This window comes from Sphingomonas sp. (assembly GCF_965248875.1).
Classification (GTDB): Bacteria; Pseudomonadota; Alphaproteobacteria; order Sphingomonadales; family Sphingomonadaceae; genus Sphingomonas.
The window spans coordinates 709,587-729,409 of record NZ_CBDFKR010000011.1; the positions used below are offsets into that span (position 1 = coordinate 709,587).

Below are 19,823 nucleotides of genomic sequence, written 5' to 3' on the forward strand. Positions count from 1 at the left end.
CGTACGCCGGCGGGCCAGTGCCGCAATGATCGGCAAGCAAAGGACCACGCTCAAAGGCGCAACGATAATTCCGACATCTTATCCCTGCGAACGATTACGTAGCCTCGCGTTGAACGGGGAACCTAGCGCGTACAGCGTGCCAATAGATTGGGCCAAACCTGTCGAGCGTCCAACTGGACTCACCCCAAACACCGAAGAGAAAAGCCCAGGTTTCAGTAGAACTGCATACCAGAGTGGCGGTTCTCCGGCATCCCTGATTATTGTCGCAGGCCTCATTTGCCCCCTACAAACCTTCTAGTAGCATTCGCCAGCCGTGAGCTAGCTTTTCGATACAATTAGAGACGACTTTGAACCAGCGAGGCTTTTCCGAAGCTTGGCACGGACAACGAGTTGGGCCGCACAACTATGGGCGGCCCAACCAACACCGTGAACCAGTCGAGCTAAAACTTTACAGATAGCTCGACGAAAACCTCCCGTGGATTGTCAACAAACGCAGACATGTCGGCTGTTACGCCAGTTGTCGTCCCAGCGCCCGTTCCACCCGCAAATGGAATATCGTTGGCGGCAGTCACCACCAGCTTGTTCGTGAGATTGCGCCCGATTAGAGACAAGGACCAACGCCCGTCAGGTCCGGTTACTGCCAGCGACGCGTCGATCTTAGTGTACCCTCGTTGGACGGCATCAGGGCGTAGAGCGTCTGAAAAGTTGTAGCGCGATGTATAGCCAGCATCGCCCGTCAGTCGCACGCCGATGCCCGAGTCGGTGATCGGAGTCTCAAACGTGGCGCCAAGCCGACCCGCGAACCTCGGCGCCTTCGGTGGCGTGCGCCCTTCGTAGTTCTGAGCGTTGAATCTGCCGTTGGCAGGCACCAAGTTGCAGCCCAGCGCAACGGTCTGGCCAGCGTAGCACGCGCCAATGTAATCGTGGAATTTGGCGTCATTGTAGGCCGCCGCGCCGCGGAGACTTAGGCCGGTCAGAGAAGGTACCCGGAAATTGAAATCCGCCTCAACACCTTGGGTGCGCAACCTGCCAGCATTACCCGACACCTGCGAGATCGTGACAGGATCGAAGAACTGGACCTGAAGGTCAGAATAATCGTACCGATAAGCCGTGACGTTGAGGCTCAGGCGCCGATTGACCAGCAGCGTACGCAGGCCGATCTCCGCTCCTTCGGCTGTTTCGGGCCGATACTCACTACCCGCCCTCGTAGATGCGGCAGTCAGCCCGGCGGAAATATTGAAGCCACCCGCTTTGAACCCCTGTTTGTACGACGCATAGATCGTTGTATCGACCCCCGGCTTGTAACGGAGGGTGATCTGCGGCGAGAGGTTTGTATCGCGATAGCGGTCGGTCAACGATAGACCGCCGGGGAACGCAGCGGCGAGAGCAGGATGCGAGGCGAACGAGAATTGATACGAATCCCGAGATTCGAGGCTGTACCGCGCGCCGCCCGACAATTCGAACTGCGGAGTGATGTTAAGCGTCCCTTCGGCGAATACCGACATCGCATCGTTGCTAAAGCCGTTGTTACGTTGAAACGACCTATAGGTGTTTAGAACAGGATCAATCGGCACCGGTAGAATGTAGGCATCCGAGTTAAGCACGAACTTGCCATTGGCGTAATACCCTCCAAACTGCATTTGAAAGGGTCCGCCAAACTTCGTCTGAAAGCGGATTTCCTGTGAGAACTGTTTGAAGTCGACGAACTGGGTGAAGGTAGCCGGATAAGCTTCGCCACTGACATTATTCAGATCGACCTGCCGGAAGTGAGTGAAACCCGTGATCGACGTCACATCAAAAGGGTCACTCGTTATCTTTCCCGTCAGCACCGCATATTGAGAGTCGAAGTCCGCATATTCGAACCCGTCGCGAGCATAGCGATAGTTAGCCTGCGCAACTTCTAGCGGGATCGCCGACTGGTCCGAGCGACCGTTAACAACGCAATCGGCGTTGGGGCTCGGGGGCCTGCCGTTCGCAGCAAGGGGTGTCGTGCGTCCGCTACCGCAGATTCGCTCGACCAGGTCGGTCGCGCCCCCATCGTTCACGCTCGAAACACCACCCTTCAATTGCAGTGAGAAGTTGGGCGAAACATCCCAATCAGCGGTTGCGCGGGCGCCGAACGTTTCTCCGCCGCCGCGCCGTGGGCCCGTGCTGGTCCGAACCTGCGTACCGATATAATTTGTGTAAGTAGGCGCGGCAGTATTGATGAACGCGCCGTCGCTCTTGCCATACCGACCTGCTAGGCGCAGCCGCACAGAGTCCGAGACCGGCCCAGAGATGTAGCCTTCGACATATCGATCTCGCGCCTCGAAGCCGTAGCCGGCCTTGATGCCTGCGTCGAAGCTATTGGTCGGGCTATTGCTCGTGACGCTGATTAATCCCCCGGTCGTGTTCTTGCCGAAGAACAAGGCCTGTGGTCCTTTGAGCACCTCTACGCTCTGAATGTCGAATTGCGGCAGGCTGATCTCACGACCGCGGCTCATCGCAATACCATCAATCACGAATGAGACCGACTGGTCGAAGCCCGCGCTTAGCGCTGTCGAGCCAACGCCGCGGAGGAAGATGCTCGCCGAGGAACCTGATGCAGCTCGGCCAGCAACCAAAGAGGGAACCAAAGTTGCCAGATCCGAGACACGCGTGACCTGATATTGACTGAGCGTGGTTCCGCTCACTGCAGTGATCGCAACGGGAGCATCGACCAAACGCTCGTCGCGACGTCGGGCCGTCACAATCACGTCGTCTGGATTTGTGGCAGCACTACTGTCGTTCGCCACCGCCTCGCCGGCAGGTTGGCTGACGCCACCGGGCACAGGCGCATCCTGCCGCGGCTGCTCACCCGGGGCTGCGACCTGCGCCAGCGCCACGCTGGGTACAAATGCCGCCGCGGAAAGCAGCACCGACGCGAGTCGAGAAACGCAGGCCATTCAGTCCTCCCCAGTAAAAACGCGTGGCTCTATGCCCGTCGCGTCCTAGCTGCATTTTGCCAAACCTAATGTCAATAGATAACTGCATGGCCCTCTTTTCTAACGTCGTTAGATATGTCATCAGAGTTTAACGGGAGCAGGCGAGAGCCGGCCTCGAAAGCCGTGGGGGGAGAGCGAGATGGATCCGGCACGCCAACCGGTAATCATCGGAGTTGGAGAGCGTAGCGACCGACCTCGTTCCGTGACTGAAGCACGTGAGCCAGTCGCGCTTATGGCTTCTGCGCTCCGGGCCTGTGAGGCAGATGCTGGCGTCGAGATCCTTCGACACCTTACAAAGGTTAGCCTCGTCGGACTCGTCAGTTGGCAATACCGGGATCCGGTGGCGCTGCTGTGCGAGGAACTGAAGATTGCGCCAGCCGAGCGCGTCAACGCGAGCATGGGCGGAGAGACCCCGGTGCGTCTCGTGCATGAAGCGGCGATCGCGATCGCGGGCGGTACGAGAATCACTGCGGCCGTCGTGGGTGGAGAAGCCAGTCATGCGCGCGCTCAAGCTCGGAAACAGAACGCGAAATTGCCATGGACGCCCGCCGCTTCGCGAGACGAGGCGGTCCGGTATCCATCCAGTCGCCTAGCCTTGAGCCAGATTGCAATCGACTTGGGCATGGCAGATCCAGCGCGAATATACCCGTTCTACGAGATGGCCACTCAGGCCGCGTGGGGGGAGGCTCCGGCGCAGGGGCGTGCCGCCGACGCCGCGCTCTGGGCGAGTTACGCGGCAGTTGCGGCCGGAAACCCAAATGCGTGGATTCGATCGGCGCCGGACCAGGCGACAATCGAAGCAGTTTCCGCAGACAACCGCATGGTCACGTGGCCTTACACCAAGCTGATGACGGCCAACCCATCGGTGAACCAAGCCGCGGCATTGATCGTGACTAGCTTGGCAACCGCGCGCGAGCTCGGAGTGCCAGAAGAGTGTTTAGTATACGTCTGGGGTGGCGCGCATGCGGCGGAACCCGAAGATTACCTAATGCGCGACCGATACGATCATTCCACCGCGCAGACAGCGGTGCTCGAGCGAGCAATCGAGATCGCCGGCGGCGACGTGGGCCTTATCGATCATTTCGAGCTGTACAGCTGTTTTCCTGTGGTGCCGCGCATGGCTATGCAGGCATTAGGGCTGAATGAGACCTTCGCGGTTCCGACGGTTGCCGGTGGCCTCACCTTTTTTGGCGGGCCGCTCAACAATTACATGAGCCACGCCATCGCCGCGATGGTTCGGACGCTGCGCGCGCATCCGGGCGATATCGGCCTACTCTACGGCCAAGGTGGCTACGTCAACAAGCATCAATCGCTGATAGTGAGCACAACCCCTCCGCCCGCCCCAATCACGCTCGATCCTTCGGTGCAGGACGCTGCGGACGCTGCTCGAGCACCTGTTCCTCCACTTGCGCTTAACTATGAGGGGCCTGCGACAATCGAAACTTATACCGTCACCTACGCGCGCGACGGAGAGCCAATCCAGGGTGTAGTGATCGCGCTGACCTCGTCGGGGGAGCGATTAATGGCACGGGTGCCGGTGAGCGATATCAAGGGCATCGCCCTTTTGACGTCGCTAGATCGGAGTGCCGTTGGCGTTGCGGGCCATGTCAGGGTCGATGCCTTTGGTAAGCCGGTGTGGAGCATGATGAAAGCGATGGCCGCAAAGCCATACCGCTTTGTGGTGGTCGAGCGCGACGGACCGATCACGATCGTCACGATGAACCGACCGGAGGCGATGAACGCGCTGCACCCGGATGCGAACGCTGAACTGGCCGACGTCTTTGATAAGTTCGCCAACGACCCATCTCAATGGATCGCCATCCTTACCGGAGCCGGTGATCGCGCCTTCAGTGCCGGCAACGACTTGCGAGAGACGGCCCGCCGCATGGGGCGCGGCGAGCCGATCGAAACGCCGACTACCGGATTTGCGGGCCTGACGGCCCGTTTCCACCTCGACAAACCCGTGATTGCGGCGGTCAACGGCGTGGCGATGGGCGGGGGGTTCGAGATCGCGCTCGCCTGCGATCTGATCCTAGCCAGCGAGGACGCGACGTTTGCACTCCCAGAACCCCGGGTGGGCCTTGCCGCGCTCGCCGGCGGCCTGCACCGGCTGCCGCGCGAGATTGGCCTGAAGCGTGCAATGGGAATGATCCTCACCGCTCGGCGCGTAAGTGCTGCCGAAGGACAAGCGCTTGGTTTTGTACACGAGGTCGTGCCGAAGAGCGAACTGCTGGTCGCGGCAAAGCGCCTAGCGGCGACAATGCTTGAGCTGTCCCCCATGTCGCTGCGTGCATCTAAACAAATCGTACGGCGCGGGCTGGAAGAAGCGAACCTTGCTGACGCATATCGTACGCAGGACGGCTGTCCTGCGCTTAAAGCCCTGTTTCGCTCCGCCGACAGTCGCGAGGGACCGCTCGCGTTCGCCCAGAAGCGCAAGCCCGAATGGAAGGGAAACTGATCGTGATCAAGACTCGTTTTACCGAGATGTTCGGCGTGGATCATCCGATTGCGCAAGGCGGCATGCAGTGGGTCGGCACCGCCGAACTGGTCTCCGCCGTCGCCAATGCCGGAGCGCTTGGCTTTCTCACCGCACTTACGCAGCCGACGCCGGAGGCGCTCACCAGGGAGATCGCTCGAACCCGCGAAATGACGGACAAGCCGTTTGGGGTGAATCTTACAATTCTGCCCTCGATTACGCCGCCGCCTTATGAGGAGTACCGTCAGGCGATCATCGAGGCCGGGATCAAGGCCGTGGAAACCGCAGGGTACAGGCCGCAGGAACATGTCGACGCCTTCAAGGCGCATGGCATCAAGGTGATCCACAAATGCACCGCTGTGCGTCATGCTCTCTCAGCGGAGCGCATGGGGGTCGATGCGATCTCTATTGATGGATTTGAGTGTGCGGGGCACCCCGGTGAAGACGACATCCCCGGCCTCATCCTCATTCCCGCAGCGGCGGACAAGGTCACGGTACCGATGCTCGCCAGCGGCGGCTTTGGTGACGGTCGCGGCCTGGTGGCGGCGCTCGCCCTTGGCGCAGATGGCATCAACATGGGCACGCGCTTCTGCGCGACGGCTGAAGCGCCGATCCACCAGGGCATCAAGCAAGCGATGATCGACAACGATGAACGTGCGACCGAACTTCTGTTCCGCAGCTATCGCAACACCGCTCGTGTAGTGAAGAATAGTGTCGCTCTTGAAGCTGTGCGAATCGAGCGTCAGGGAAATCCCTTTGAGTCGATTGCGCACCTCGTGAAAGGCGTGCGTGGACGAGAAGGGTTGATCAACGGCGACCCCGAACACGGCATCTGGAGTGCGGGCATGGTGCAGGGCCTTATTCATGATATCCCTACCGTGAAGGAGCTGATCGACCGTATCGTTAGCGAGGCCGAGACGCTGATCCAAACTCGTTTAAACCGCGCGTTGGACCACTTAGAAGCGGCGTAGGCCGGGTAATCGCCAACAGAGTACTCTACTCCAAACTCTCCGCGGTACGGCGACCAATTGCTGCCAGCAAATCCATCCGCGCCACCATGACCGCCGCGTCCGCCGAAGCCGCATTGCCACGGATCATTCGTCCTTTGATGCCGTGGATGATGGCTGCTAGCCGGAACAGATTGAAGGCCACGTATACGTCCAAATTTCGAATTTCGGCGCGTCCGGTCAGCCGACAATATGCGCTGAGATACGTGAATTCGTCGGGGAGCCCAAGAGCCGCCAAGTCTCGATCCGCCAGTCCCCAGGGCACGGAAGACGGCACCCGGTACATCATCAGGTTATAAGCGAAATCTACCACTGGATCGCCCAAGGTCGATAGCTCCCAATCGAGTACCGCCAACACCCGGGGCTCGATGGGGTGGAAGATGATGTTGTCCAAGCGATAGTCGCCATGAACAATTCGCGTGCCCTGGTCAGGCGGCAGGTGGTTTGGCAGCCACTCGACGAGGAAGTCCATATCCGCGGTCCGCCCTGCAACCTCGTCTTCAAGATACTGGCGGGACCAGCGCGTGACCTGTCGTTCGAAATACCCGCCGGAGCGCCCAAAATCTCCGAGGCCGATCGACTTCGGGTCCAGCGCGTGTATGGTTGCTAGTGTCGAGCCCATGGAATCCTGAAGCTGTCTGCGGGCTGTCGGGACAACGCCGGGCAAGCCCCCGTCCCAGAAGATACGGCCTTCGACCAAATCCATGATGTAGAACCATGATCCGATCACCTCCTCACTGGTGCAGAGCGCGTGCACATGAGGAACCTGAATACCTGCCGCTTCAAGCGCCTGCATAACACGCGCTTCGCGGTCCACGGCATGAGCACCCTTGAGCATTGGGCCCAGGGGCCTGCGGCGGAGGACATAGCGCGCGCGAGGAGTGTTTAGCTGGAAGGTGGGATTCGACTGACCGCCGCTAAATTGTTCCACTGTCAGGGGCCCAGCGAAGCCGTCGATGTTAGCGGCCAGCCATTCTGTCAATCGGCGCCGATCTAGCTCGAAGCCAGCGCGGACGGGCGTAGTCGCCGGGCCGGTGCTCACGGTTGCTTGGCCTTCCACTCGCGCTTGATCTTCTTGGCCAAGCTCCATTTGTGAACCTCAGTCGGGCCGTCGTAGATCCTGAACGCACGTACCTCACGGAACACCTGCTCGACGATGGTGTCGCCGGTGACACCGGTGCCGCCCATCACCTGGACGCAGCGGTCGGCGACGCGCATCAACGCCTCGCTTACGCCCACCTTAGCCATCGAACTCTCTGCTGTGCCGAGTGCGCCGCTATCGAGCACGTCCGCGCACCAGTCGATCATCACCTCGGATTGCTTGAGATCGATGAGGTTCTCGGCAAGCATGAAGCCAACGCCCTCATGATCGATCAACGCCTTGCCAAACGCGTGCCGGCGGCATGCGTAATCGGTCGCGATCTCGTGCGCCCGCGTGCACGCGCCCAGCCACCGCATGCAGTGAGTCAGACGTGCGGGCGCGAGTCGGATTTGCGCAAGCTGGAACCCCGCCCCAGGGTCGCCGAGCATCTGATCGGCGGGTACGCGCAGTTCGTTGATCGCAACCACCGCGTGGCCGCCGGGCATCGCCGAGTCAATCGTGTCGAGCACGCGCTCGACGCGGACGGCGGGATCGGGCAGATCGACCAGGAACAGCGATGCCCCGTCCTCGGCTTTGGCCATGATGATGCCGAGCGCCGCACCATCAGCCCCGGTGATGAAGGCCTTACGTCCGTTGATCACCCAATGGTTTCCGTCGCGGCGTGCCGTCGTCTGCATCATTGAGGGGTCTGACCCGGCGCCCCCTTCACTCGCCGGCTCGGTCATGAAAAAGGCCGACCGCGCCGCGCCAGACACCAACGGCGCGAGGAAGCGGCCCTTCTGCTCAGCGGATGCCGCCTTGCCCAGCAGGTACATATTGCCTTCGTCGGGCGCCATCACATTGACCGCGAGCGGGCCCAGCGGGGACAGGCCTGCCGCGCGTAGCACCAGCGCGGTGTCACGGTGGCTGAGGTGTTCACCGTCCGCGAGGACATGAGGCGTCAGCACTCCCGCATCGCGGGCGAGCGCACGTAGTTCCTGCACCAGCTCGTCTTTCGGTCCGTGGCTCGTGCGACGCGGATCGCCCTCGAACGGGACGACGGTGTCGCGCACGAAAGCTTCGACCCGCGCGGCCATGTCACGCCCGCTATTCATAACGTGGTTCCTCCCACCAAGGATAGAAGTCGGGCATGTCGACGCTGACGCGGTCGGAAAAGGCGGGAGTGCGTTTTTCGAGGAACGACGCCACGCCCTCGACAGCGTCGGCGCTGCGCCCGCGCCACAGGACGCCGCGGCTATCGACGCGGTGCGCCTCCATTGGATGCGACATGTCTAGACCGCGCCACAGCATCTGGCGTGTCAGCGCCACCAACACGGGCGCGGTGCCGTCCGCGAAGTCGCGCGCCAGCGCGCGCGCAGCCGGCAACAGGTCGTCCGGCGCATGCACCGATCGCACCAGCCCGCCGCGCAGCGCTTCCTGCGCGTCGAACACCTTGCCCCCGAAACACCATTCCAGCGCTTGGGCGATGCCGACGATGCGCGGCAGGAAGAACGACGAGGCGGCTTCCGGCACGATCCCGCGCCGCGCGAACACGAAGCCGATCCGCGCGGCCTCGCTCGCTAGCCGCACGTCCATGGCCAGCGTCATCGTCGCACCGAACCCCACGGCCGGGCCGTTGATGGCGGCGATGACGGGCTTGAGGCAATTGAACAGCCGAAGCGTAACGCGACCTCCGCCGTCTCGCGCCGACTCGGCCGCATAGTTGAGGGTGCCGTCCGCGCCGGGCGTTTTACCATCGCCGGTGAAACCGGTAGCGCCGCTCGACAGGTCCGCTCCTGCACAAAATGCCCGCCCCTCCCCGGTGACGATCACCGCGCGCACCGCGTCGTCCGCATCGACCCGGTCGACGACGTCAAGCAGTTCCGCCATCATCGCGGTGGTGAACGCGTTCAGCTTGTCGGGACGCGACAGGGTGATCGTCCCGACGCCGTCGGCAACCTCGTAGCGGACAAATCGGTATGTCATCGGGATCCTACAGCGACTGGCCGTCATCGACCACGAAGTCGGAGCCGGTCACGTTGCGGCTCTCGTCTGACAGTAGGTAAACCAGCGTCGTGTCGAGCGCGCCCTCCTCGAGCATGCGCCGGCGCGGCCATGTACCGATGTGCTGCGTGCCACCCTCGCTCGCGAACCATTCCGCAGCCAGCTCTGACGCAATATAGCCCGGCGACAGGATGTTGACATTCGGCCCTGGCCGCACCCACTCTCGGGCCAGCAGCTTGCCCATATGGGTCACCGCCGCCTTGGAAGCGCTGTACGGCACCGTACCCGTGGTGTGCATTCGAGCAGTTATTGAGGAGATCAGCACGATGCGCCCGCGCTCCCCAATGGATGCAGCGCGCATGCGACGCGCGCCCTCGCGCGCAGTCAGGAACACGCCGCGAACGTTTACCGCGAACAGCTGATCGAAATCAGCGATATCAATATCGAGCGCTCGACCTTCGATCGTGACCCCGGCGTTGGCGACGACGCCGTCCACCGTACCAAGGCTCGCTTCCGCAGCGTCGTAGGCGGCCACGACCGAACCTTCGTCCGCCACATCCAGCCGCACCGTCAACGCACGACCGCCCGCAGCCACAATTTTCGCTTGCAGGGCCTCCAGCCGATCGACGCGGCGTGCGCCCAGCACGACCGCCGCGCCCTCGGCGGCGCAAAGGCGGCCAAAGCGCGCGCCAATACCCGATGACGCCCCGGTCACCAGGATCGTGCGACCGGCGAGCTTTCCATTTCCCTGCATCATGTCCCCCTGAAAGCAGGGGCTCGCTTGCCGAGGAACGCGGCCACTCCTTCGGCATAGTCGCCGGTACGCCCCGCATCGCGCTGGGACGCGCGCTCGGCTAGCAACAACTCGTCCCAACTTGCATCAACCGCTTGCCACGCGAGCTTGCGAATGACGCGCAACGATCCTGCACCCTGGGCCAGCCGCATCGCGCATGCGAGGGCCGTAGCTTCGAGCGCATCGTCCGCGACGACCTGGTTGATCAGACCCCATTGCAGCGCGGTTTGTGCCGGTAGTCGATCGGCCAGCAGCATCAGCTCCATCGCGCGCGGACGGCCGAGCGTACGCACGAGCATGTGCGTGGAGCCGGCATCCGGCACCAGCCCGATGCGCGCGAAGGCCTGAAGGAAGAAGGCGCTCTCGCTCGCCACGATCATGTCGCCAGCCAGCGCCAACGAGGCGCCGGCCCCCGCGGCCGCACCGTTGACCGCGGTGATCCACGGCACCGCTAGGTCGCGCAGCCGCGCCATCAACGGATTGATCCGGGCCTCCAGCACCGCGCCGGCATCGAACAGCGTCGGCTCGACCGGCTCGCCGAGCCCGCCCACCAGATTGGCGCCCGAGCAGAATGCGCGGCCCGTGCCGGTCAGCACCATCGCCCGCGCGCGATCCTCCACGTCGTCGAGCGCATGCGCGAACGAGTCGATCATCTCGAGCGTCAGCGCGTTGAGCGACGTCGGATCATTCAGACGAACGATCGCGACGCGGTCGTGCCATTCGAGCGTGAGGGTGGCATGGGTCATTCCCGCTCTCAAGCTTCCAGCGTCCGTGCGATCAGCAGCTTCATGATCTCGGTCGTGCCACCATAAACCCGTTTCACGCGGACATCCTTGTACATCTGCGCGATCGGATATTCATTCATGTAGCCGTACCCCCCATAGAATTGTTGACAGGTATCGACGATGCGCTGCGCCACCTCCGACACCCAGTATTTCGCCACGCTGGCGGTCGCAGCGTCGAGCGTCCCTGCAAGCAGCCGTGCGACGCAATCGTCGCAGAAGACCCGCGCGATGGTAGCCTCCGTCTTGCACTCGGCGAGCTTGAACTGGGTGTTCTGAAAGTCGAGGACGCGTTCGCCGAAGGCGCTGCGCTGCGCGACATAGTCGATCGTGTGGCGCATCGCCGCCTCAATCATCGCCAGCGACTCCAGGGCGATCATCAGTCGTTCCTTGGGCAGCTGCTCCATCAGCTGGTGGAGACCGCGACCCTCTGTCCCGCCGATGACACTGTCGGCGGGAACGAACACTTCGTCAAAGAACAGCTCAGACGTGTCGCCCATCTCCATGCCGATTTTGTCGAGGTTGCGGCCGCGGCGAAAACCCTCCGCACGATCGGTCTCGACCACGACCAACGAAATGCCCCTGCTGCCTGCTCCCGGATCGGTCCGGGCAACTACGATGATCAGATCGGCGTGCTGTCCGTTGGTGATGAAGGTCTTCTGTCCGTTCAGGACGTAGCCGTTGCCCTGCCGTCGAGCGGTCGTCCGGATGCCCTGCAGGTCGGAACCGGCACCGGGCTCCGTCATCGCGATTGCCGCGATGGCTCCGCCGGACACCAGCCTTGCCCCATCCCTCGATCCCGGCGACCCCCAGTTCGCGGATGATGACGGCCTCGTGCCGGAAGTCGCCGCCCGCACCACCATAATCGCTCGCGATCGAGACGCCGAGCAGGCCGGCGTCCGCCGCCTGCCGCCAGGCTTCTCGCGCGACGATGCCATCCTCACGCCATTTCGCCAGACGCGGAGCCGGCGCGACGTCGGCGACGAAGCGCGCGACCGAATCGCTGAACATGGTGATCTCGTCATCCGCCCAGGGAGCGGGGTCAGGGAAATAGCGTGCCCCCATCAGCGCGGGGCCATGCGGATCGCGCCATCGAGGCGAACGTCCTCCCCGTTGAAATAGCCGTTCTCGATCATCGTCAGCGCGAGGTGGGCGTATTCTGCGGGTATGCCGAGTCGCTTGGGAAAGGGTACCGAGGCGGCAAGCGCCGCCTTCACATGCTCGGGTCCGCCTTGCAGGAGCGGCGTGTCGAAGATGCCGGGCAGGATCGTGTTGACGCGGATCCCTTCGCTCATCAGGTCCCTCGCGATCGGCAAGGTCATGCCGACCACGCCGCCTTTCGATGCCGAGTAAGCGGCCTGCCCCATCTGGCCGTCCTCGGCCGCTACGCTCGCGGTGTTGACGATTGATCCACGCTCCCCATCCTCCAGCGGCTCGAGCGTGAGCATCCCGGCGGCCGACTTGGCAATGCAGCGGAACGTGCCGACGAGGTTGATCTGGACGATCAGGTTGAATGCGTCGAGCGGGAAATGCTTGATGCTGCCGTCATGGCGGGACCGGCCAGCGGTTTTGATCGCGTTGCCGGTGCCCGCGCAGTTGACCAGCACCCTCTCTTGCCCGTGCGCCGCACGTGCCTTCGCGAAGCCTGCGTCGACACTGGCATCATCGGTGACGTTTACCGTGCAGAAGACGCCGCCGATGTCCGCCGCGACGGCCTGGCCCTTCTCCTCGTTAAGGTCGAACAGTGCGACGTTGGCGCCCTTGGCTGCCAGCGCGCGTGCGGTAGCTTCGCCCAGTCCCGATGCGCCGCCGGTAACCACGGCGGCAATGCCGGCCTCAATCTTCATGTCGGTCCCTTGTAAGAATTTCAGCCGTCGATCCGCTCGATGATGATCGCGGGCGCCATGCCACCGGCCGCGCACATCGTGACGAGGCCGTAGCGCCCGCCGGTCCGCTCGAGTTCGTCGAGGATAGTGCCGATCAGCATCGCGCCGGTTGCGCCGATCGGATGACCCAGTGCGATCGAGCCGCCATTGACGTTCACCTTGCTGCGATCGAGTTCCAAATCGCGAATGAACTTTTCGGCAACGACCGCGAATGCCTCGTTGATTTCCCAGAGATCGATATCGTCCTTGGTCAACCCGGCCTTGGCGAGCGCCTTCTTTGCCGCCGGCACCGGCGCGTTCAGCATCAGCGTGGGATCGTCGCCGACATTTGCGGTCGCAACGACCCGGGCGCGCTTCGTAAGCCCATGCCCGTCGGCATACTCCCTGGACGAGAGCAGCACCGCGGCGGCACCGTCGACGACTCCCGACGAGTTGCCCGCATGATGCACCGGCTTGATCTCTAGATCAGGATATCGCCGATTGATCTGCTGACGAAACGTCGCACCGGTGTCGTCATAGGCCCAGTCGGCCATCGCGCCGAACGCGGGCTTGAGCTGAGCCAACCCTTCGGCGGTGGTCTCAGGACGTGGGTATTCGTCGCGCGTCAGCACGGCGTTGCCGTCGTCATCGATTACTGGCACAATCGATTTGTCAAACCGACCCTCGGCAATTGCCTGTGCCGCCTTGCGTTGGCTTTCCAGCCCGAACGAATCGAGCTCGGCGCGGGTGATGCGCTCCGCGCTGGCGATCGCATCTCCACAGACGCCTTGGTGCGACTGCGGATGCGCGGCGTCGAGCCGCTCGTTCTGTGCCCCCATTAGCGCTGGCGGCTTGCCATCGGCCTGGTCCTCGGCCGCCATTTGGCCCGTCAGGCTCATCATTTCCGTGCCACCGGCGATGACGAGATCTTCCATACCGCTCATGATCTGTGCGGCGGCGAGACTGACTGAGGTAATACCGCCGCCACAGAAGCGGTCCAGCGTTACGCCTGACGCTTTCACGTCGTATCCGGCATCGAGCGCCGCCATGCGTCCGAGGTCGCCGCCTTGCTTGCCGCGCTGCGTCGACGTCGACCAGATGATGTCGTCCACCTCCGCAGTAGCGAGGCGGTTGCGCTCAGCCAACGCCTTGAGCACCGTTGCCGCAAGATGCTGGGGATGAAGGTGCGCGAGCGCCCCCTTGCCCGCCTTTCCGATCCCGCGCGGCGTGCGGACGGCATCGATGATATAAGCTTCGGTCATGAGACTGTTCCGTTTCGATTCGAACAAAGATGGCTAAGCGTGAGCAGCGGCCGTCGAATGCCCATGAGACGAGGCCGCCGCTAAAATATGCGGTTCGAGCGGCTCCAACACGCCCGCGACGATTAGCGACTGGATTTCGCGACCGTCACCCAGCCAGTCGCGCACCACGGAGGCGCTGTGTTCGCCCATGAGCGGCGCGGCATTGCGCGGAGCCTCGAGCCCGCCCTCCCCTTTGCCCGTCCAGCGCTCGGCGACAACGTCTTCCTCGAGATAAGGGTGCTGCTCGACACGGAAGAGCTCGCGTTGGCGATAATAGGTGAAATCTGGTAGGTCCGCCACACGGAGCATCCGCGCGGCCGGAACGCCAGCAGCCTGCAGCACTATCATCACGTCGGCGCTCGGTCGTTCGGCCAGCCAGCCCGCGAGGACCTGATCGATCGCGACCTTCGCACCACGCCGCGCGTCGGGCGTGTTCAAGACGGCAGCGTCAGTATACCCGATTACCCCCGCAAGCTTCAGCCAATCGCCGGTGTCACGCACGGTCACCACGCACCATTCATCGTCACCGGCACATCTATAGACTGCCCAAGGCCAGTCCGGCGTCGCGGCCCCTGGCTCGGATCGCGAAGCGCGGGCCACCTGCTCCGCGAAATGCGCCAGCATAACTTCAGACTGGGCGACGCTGGCGTGACCGCCACGCCCTGTGCGCAAGCGCCGGATCAGTAGCGCTACCGCCGCGATCGCGCCGACCCGACCCGCGACATGATCAGGATAGATCGTCACCGAATCACAGAAAGCTTCAGCGTCGCCGGGATAGCGCCAGGCAAGCGTCAGCCCTGTCGCCGCCCGAACCAGCGGCCCGTAACCCATGCGACCGCTCCACGCCCCGGACGACCCGAAGGCCGAGCTGTCAGTCATAATGATCGCGGGGTTCACCGCCGCCACGGCTTCATAACTCAGACCCAACGACTCCATCGTGCCGGGCTTGAAATTGGACAGGATCAGGTCTGCATTTTTCGCGAGTTCGAGAAATAGCGCATGACCGGCCGGATTACGCAGATTCATGCCGAGGCTGCGCTTGTTGCGATGCCCTGCCGCGAAACTGACCGACAGTCCATACGATAGGTAAGACTGACGATTTCCATCCGGATAATCTCTCGACTCGACCTTGACGACGTCGGCACCTCCGTCGGCGAGCAGCCGCCCTAATTCCGCGCCGACCACGATAACCCCCAGATCGAGCACACGCAGCCCGGCGAAGGGGCGCTCGTCCGATGCCGTCGGAGCGGGCCAGCTTGCCGAAGCTTCCAGTGTCGCAGCGCCTGTGGGCCCCATGCGGACCCCATCAATCTCCACGCACCCGTTGGGCAGCAGGATCGCGCTTCCATCCGCTAAAGCAGCCGAAGCGAACGCCTTACGCTCCTTTAGATGCCCGGTCGCGAGGCATTCTTCGAAGGTCAACACGGCGCTAATCGGTACGCCGTGACGCTGCCCCTCGCGCTCGAGATCCGACCGCGAGCGACTGCTGAAGAAGTCGCCGATCGCCTGCTGAAGCGCAGTCGACTTGTAGCGCGTACTAATCTTGTCGAATTCGGGCCCGGCGAAAGCCGGCGGCTCGCCCAGCCAGCGGAACATACCCTGCCATTGCCGCTTGGCGAGCAGGCAGATGCGCACGTAGCCATCGGTACAGGGAAAGATTGGGTACTGTACCCCGCGCACGGGGCGGTCTCGAGACAACAAATGCGCGGGCTTGCCCATCGTTGCGCTGCCGCTGATGCCATAGCCCGGGTCGAGCGCCTGGACGGCCCCATCCAGCGCTGAAAAATCGAGATGGTCGCCACATCTCGTACGCAACGCCCGATAAATGGCGGTCACCAGCACAAACGCACCTTGTGCCGCTGCGCACTGATACGCGAGTTGGCCTGGGGGCAACAGCGGCTCTCGCCCGCGTATTCCCGAGCGGGACAGTTCGCCCGACAGCGCATGCAGCACGGCGTCGGTCGCCTGCCAATCATCATGCTCGGTACCCGTGCCGAAATCGCTCACCCGCATGGTGACGAGTTCAGGCCCGCGCGCACGTAATTCCGCGACGTCGGCGGGCGCGCCGTCGTCGAAAACAACTGCGTGCGCTCGATCCAACAAGGCCGCGCGTAATTGCCCATCGATTGTAGTGTAACGCCGTTTACCGTTATTGGCGGCCAAGTCTGCGATCGGATCGTCCCCTACCGGCACGATGCGGTCGACCCGCGCGCCCAGTTCAGCGAGATATCGTGTCAGGGGCGCAAGCGGTCCCATCACCGCATCGACAATGCGGATACCGGCAAGCGGTCGGTCTATGCGCGCGAGAGAACTCACCGACTTAGACCTGCGGCCCCCGTGGGTACAAAGGCAGCCCGTCAGGGATCGTAACCCAAGGCAATTTTGATTCGACCCAGATATGCATCGCCGGCGCGAAGCGCGATGGATCGTCGAGCGTGCCGGCCTTCACCGCAATCATCTTGGGCGAGCTGCCGGGGACCGACCGAATAGGTGATCCGCAAGTTCCGCAATGGTCACGCGACAGCGGCACCCCGCTCTCCGTGTCCGCATCCTCCCATGAAGCGACGTCACCTTGCACTTGCATGGTGCTGGCGCGAACAATGAGGTTGACCGAATAGGCCGCACCAGACTGCCGACGGCACTGCTTACAGTGACAGGCGGCGACTGCGAGCGGCGGAGCGCTTAGCGTGTAGCTGACGGCGCCGCAATTGCAGCGCCCAGTCAATTGTGGACCTTCCGACACCCTCGCCTCCCGTCGCGCGCCCTCTGCGCTATCTTGCCTGTCACATTATCTAATGGTATTAGATTGTAAACCGCAAATAAGCCGCAGGGCGCGGCGCCGCAATCTGGGAGAGTGTAGATGGCGACTTTGGCAGATCGTTATAACCTGCTGATCGACGGAGTGGCGGTGAGCACGGCCGCCACAATCCCGGTCAAAAACCCCGCCACGGGGGAAATTTTTGCGCAGGCACCAGCCGCCGGCGAAGCCGAGCTCGAGCGGGCAGTAGCGGCCGCCACTCGCGCCTTTCCGGCATGGCGGGACACCCCGATCGTTGATCGTAAGGCGGCGGTGAAGAGGGCAGCTAAGATTATCGAGGATCATGCTGACGAGCTGGCGGCGCTGTTCACGCGCGAACAAGGTCGGCCCACGGAAAGCGCCAAGCAAGAAGTCATGGGCGCGGCATTCTGGTTCAAGGCGACCACGTGGCTCGACATACCAATCGAGATCACCGAGGACACCGACACACGACGCATCGAGGTGCACCACGTCCCGCTGGGTCCGGTTTGCGCAATCGTCCCGTGGAATTTTCCCGTGCTGCTAGCGGCTTGGAAGATCGCGCCGGCTTTGGTGGCAGGAAACACCATGGTACTCAAGCCTTCGCCATTCACTCCGCTGACCGCGCTTCGCCTCGGCGAGCTACTTGCCGACTGTTTCCCCGCCGGCGTACTCAATGTCATCGCGGGCGGCGACGAACTCGGTCCGATGATGACGGCACACAGAGGATTCGCCAAAATTACCTTCACCGGCTCGACCGCCACCGGCAAGCGCGTGATGGAGGCGGCATCTAAGGATCTAAAGCGTATCACGCTCGAACTTGGCGGTAACGACGCCGCGATCGTTATGCCTGATGTCGACGTCGACGCGATCGCTGAGCAGCTATTCCACGGCGCATTCCACAACACCGCCCAGGTCTGCGTGGCCACTAAGCGGCTATTTATCCATGCGGATATTTACGATCGGCTCCGAGACCGGCTGCATCAGCTCGCCAAGGACACGCCGGTGGGCGACGGGGCCGAACAGGGCAACCGGTACGGCCCACTTCAAAACGAACCTCAATACCGCCGGGTGCTTGCCTTGCTCGATGACGCACGTGCTAATGGCCTGACGCTCCTTGAAGGCCGCCCGGTGCCCAAACAGGGATACTTCATCCCGCTCACGCTGGTGGACAATCCCCCAGACGACAGCCGCGTCGTCGCCGAGGAAGCGTTCGGACCGATCCTGCCACTGCTCAAGTTCCACGACATTGACGAGGTAATCGCGCGTGCCAACGACAGCGATTATGGCTTGTCCGGCGCGGTATGGTGTGCCGACGTGGAAAAGGCGACGGCCATCGCGCATCGAATGGACACCGGCACTGTGTGGATCAACCAGAACCTGCAATCGACGCCCTTCACCCCTCTCGCCGGCGCCAAGCAGTCCGGCTTCGGACAGGAAAACGGCGTTGCAGGGCTGCTCGAATTTACCAGGTCAAAGGCCGTTTACATTCCCAAGGTGCCAACGGGCGCTACGCCTGAAGCGGAGCTTGCCGCGCCATGACCATGGCGCTGTCGGCGCATGACGAGGCGTTTCGCGACCAGGTGCGCCGGTTTTTGGAAGGTGCACTTACGCCGGCTATCCGGGCTGCTGGCAAGCTGCGCACTAGTGTATACGCTGAACCGGAGGCCCAGGCTGCGTGGCAGCGGACGCTCCACGCAAAGGGTTGGGCGGCACCTGCCTGGCCGAGGGAGCACGGCGGGGCCGGCTGGTCGGTCGTCCAGCGCCACATCTTCGCGCGCGAGCGCGTCGCTGCCGGCGCCCCGCCGACCTCCCCCATGGGCATCGAACAAGTCGGTCCAGCGATAATGAGGTTTGGCACAGACGCGCAGAAGGCGTTCTTCCTGCCGCGCATCCTGTCTGGCGAGCATCTGTGGTGTCAGGGCTATTCGGAACCGCAGGCCGGCTCTGACTTGGCTGCTCTGCAGATGCAGGCTGTCCGCGACGGAGACGAGCTAATCTGCACCGGCTCCAAAATTTGGACAACCCATGCCAACGTCGCGAACTGGATCTTTTGTCTGGTCCGAACGACAAAAACCGGACGCAAGCAGGAGGGCATTACCTTCCTGCTGATCGACATGAAGACGCCAGGCATCGAAGTCCGGCCGATCGTGATGAGCTCGGGCGAATGGATCCAGAACCAGGTGTTCTTCAACTCGGTGCGCATTCCCGTTGCTAACGTGCTCGGCGCGATCGACGACGGTTGGACGGTCGCCAAGTACCTGCTTGAGTTCGAACGTGGCGGCACAGCTTATGCCCCGGAGCTGCAGGTCAATCTCGAAACGCTACGGCAGCACGCCGGCGCTGTCTTGGCGGAGGATGGGATGCTTGACCAGGACCCGGTGTTTGCGGCCAAGCTCGCCGACCTTTCGATCCGCATCGAGGTGCTCGACGCCCTTGAAAGCGATCTGCTGTCAGCGGTGTCGGCCGACCGTCCGATTGGTGCCGATGCGTCGATGATGAAGATCTTAGGCACGGAGCTGCAGCAACGCATGACTGAACTTGTTCTGGAGGCCGCGGGACCTCTGGCGCGCGCCTGGCAGCCCGGCGTCGCCATGGCAGGAGGCCCGGTCCTCAATTATCCGGGCACACTAAACGACTATGTCAGCGGGGACGTGTGGCAGGCGATTGCCCCGCTGCGATATCTGAACGAGCGGGCCGGTACGATCTACGCCGGGACCAACGAAATCCAACGGGGCATCATCGCTAAGGCAGAACTCGGCCTCTGACCCGCTG

Annotated in this window: 15 protein-coding genes and 1 pseudogene; 4 read left to right on the top strand and 12 right to left on the bottom strand. The window is 62.7% G+C overall.

Translation table 11 applies throughout. The annotated features are described in order from the left end of the window. Window positions 1-440: 440 nt before the first annotated feature. Window positions 441-2,924 carry a TonB-dependent receptor gene (locus tag ACP2AD_RS10390; protein WP_425229983.1) on the bottom strand — a complete coding sequence of 828 codons (2,484 nt, stop codon included), beginning with the start codon at window positions 2,922-2,924 and terminating at the stop codon, window positions 441-443. A 379-nt stretch (window positions 2,925-3,303) separates the two neighbouring features. Here ACP2AD_RS10390 and ACP2AD_RS10395 point away from each other — a divergent pair, with 379 nt between their 5' ends. Further along, a complete protein-coding gene (locus tag ACP2AD_RS10395) occupies window positions 3,304-5,421 on the top strand; it encodes an enoyl-CoA hydratase-related protein (RefSeq protein ID WP_425229984.1) in 2,118 nt (705 codons plus the stop codon). Beyond that, window positions 5,421-6,410: an NAD(P)H-dependent flavin oxidoreductase gene (locus tag ACP2AD_RS10400; RefSeq protein WP_425231153.1), complete on the top strand. Its 990-nt coding sequence runs from the start codon at window positions 5,421-5,423 to the stop codon at window positions 6,408-6,410. Before ACP2AD_RS10395 ends, ACP2AD_RS10400 begins: the two co-directional genes overlap by 1 nt. Window positions 6,411-6,435: 25 nt before the next feature. Here the strand turns inward: ACP2AD_RS10400 and ACP2AD_RS10405 are convergent, their stop codons facing one another. The 11 genes and pseudogenes from ACP2AD_RS10405 to ACP2AD_RS10455 form a co-directional block, all read right to left on the bottom strand. Then, entirely contained in the window at window positions 6,436-7,536 is a 1,101-nt protein-coding gene (locus ACP2AD_RS10405) for a phosphotransferase (protein ID WP_425229985.1), read from the bottom strand. Beyond that, window positions 7,485-8,624 carry an acyl-CoA dehydrogenase family protein gene (locus ACP2AD_RS10410; RefSeq protein ID WP_425229986.1) on the bottom strand — a complete coding sequence of 380 codons (1,140 nt, stop codon included), beginning with the start codon at window positions 8,622-8,624 and terminating at the stop codon, window positions 7,485-7,487. The genes ACP2AD_RS10405 and ACP2AD_RS10410 overlap by 52 nt, the downstream gene beginning before the upstream one ends. Before the next feature lie 10 nt (window positions 8,625-8,634). Further along, window positions 8,635-9,513, bottom strand: a complete 879-nt coding sequence (locus ACP2AD_RS10415) for a crotonase/enoyl-CoA hydratase family protein (RefSeq protein WP_425229987.1) — start codon at window positions 9,511-9,513, stop codon at window positions 8,635-8,637. 7 nt (window positions 9,514-9,520) lie between these two features. Next, complete coding sequence (locus ACP2AD_RS10420; RefSeq protein ID WP_425229988.1) at window positions 9,521-10,288, bottom strand: SDR family NAD(P)-dependent oxidoreductase; 768 nt, start codon at window positions 10,286-10,288, stop codon at window positions 9,521-9,523. After that, the gene (locus ACP2AD_RS10425) at window positions 10,285-11,070 is read right to left on the bottom strand and encodes an enoyl-CoA hydratase-related protein (protein WP_425229989.1); all 786 of its coding nucleotides are present in this window, start codon (window positions 11,068-11,070) and stop codon (window positions 10,285-10,287) included. The genes ACP2AD_RS10420 and ACP2AD_RS10425 overlap by 4 nt, the downstream gene beginning before the upstream one ends. An 8-nt stretch (window positions 11,071-11,078) precedes the next feature. Continuing rightward, window positions 11,079-11,882, bottom strand: coding sequence for an acyl-CoA dehydrogenase family protein (locus ACP2AD_RS10430; protein WP_425229990.1), 804 nt, complete (start codon window positions 11,880-11,882; stop codon window positions 11,079-11,081). Between the two features lie 82 nt (window positions 11,883-11,964). Next, a pseudogene (locus tag ACP2AD_RS10435) lies at window positions 11,965-12,171 on the bottom strand (acyl-CoA dehydrogenase family protein); the annotation flags it as partial. After that, the gene (locus tag ACP2AD_RS10440) at window positions 12,171-12,953 is read right to left on the bottom strand and encodes an SDR family NAD(P)-dependent oxidoreductase (RefSeq protein ID WP_425229991.1); all 783 of its coding nucleotides are present in this window, start codon (window positions 12,951-12,953) and stop codon (window positions 12,171-12,173) included. The gene ACP2AD_RS10440 and the pseudogene ACP2AD_RS10435, both read right to left, overlap by 1 nt. A gap of 20 nt (window positions 12,954-12,973) precedes the next feature. Continuing rightward, window positions 12,974-14,233 carry an acetyl-CoA C-acetyltransferase gene (locus ACP2AD_RS10445; RefSeq protein WP_425229992.1) on the bottom strand — a complete coding sequence of 420 codons (1,260 nt, stop codon included), beginning with the start codon at window positions 14,231-14,233 and terminating at the stop codon, window positions 12,974-12,976. Between the two features lie 33 nt (window positions 14,234-14,266). Then, window positions 14,267-16,588, bottom strand: coding sequence for a CoA transferase (locus tag ACP2AD_RS10450; protein ID WP_425229993.1), 2,322 nt, complete (start codon window positions 16,586-16,588; stop codon window positions 14,267-14,269). A gap of 4 nt (window positions 16,589-16,592) precedes the next feature. Next, window positions 16,593-17,015, bottom strand: coding sequence for a GFA family protein (locus ACP2AD_RS10455; RefSeq protein WP_425229994.1), 423 nt, complete (start codon window positions 17,013-17,015; stop codon window positions 16,593-16,595). Window positions 17,016-17,132: 117 nt separating this feature from the next. On the opposite strand from ACP2AD_RS10455, the gene ACP2AD_RS10460 reads away from it, so the two are divergent. Together ACP2AD_RS10460 and ACP2AD_RS10465 are read left to right on the top strand one after the other, a co-directional pair. Further along, window positions 17,133-18,590 carry an aldehyde dehydrogenase family protein gene (locus ACP2AD_RS10460; protein ID WP_425229995.1) on the top strand — a complete coding sequence of 486 codons (1,458 nt, stop codon included), beginning with the start codon at window positions 17,133-17,135 and terminating at the stop codon, window positions 18,588-18,590. Then, window positions 18,587-19,816, top strand: coding sequence for an acyl-CoA dehydrogenase family protein (locus ACP2AD_RS10465; protein ID WP_425229996.1), 1,230 nt, complete (start codon window positions 18,587-18,589; stop codon window positions 19,814-19,816). The genes ACP2AD_RS10460 and ACP2AD_RS10465 overlap by 4 nt, the downstream gene beginning before the upstream one ends. The last annotated feature ends 7 nt before the right edge of the window (window positions 19,817-19,823 follow it).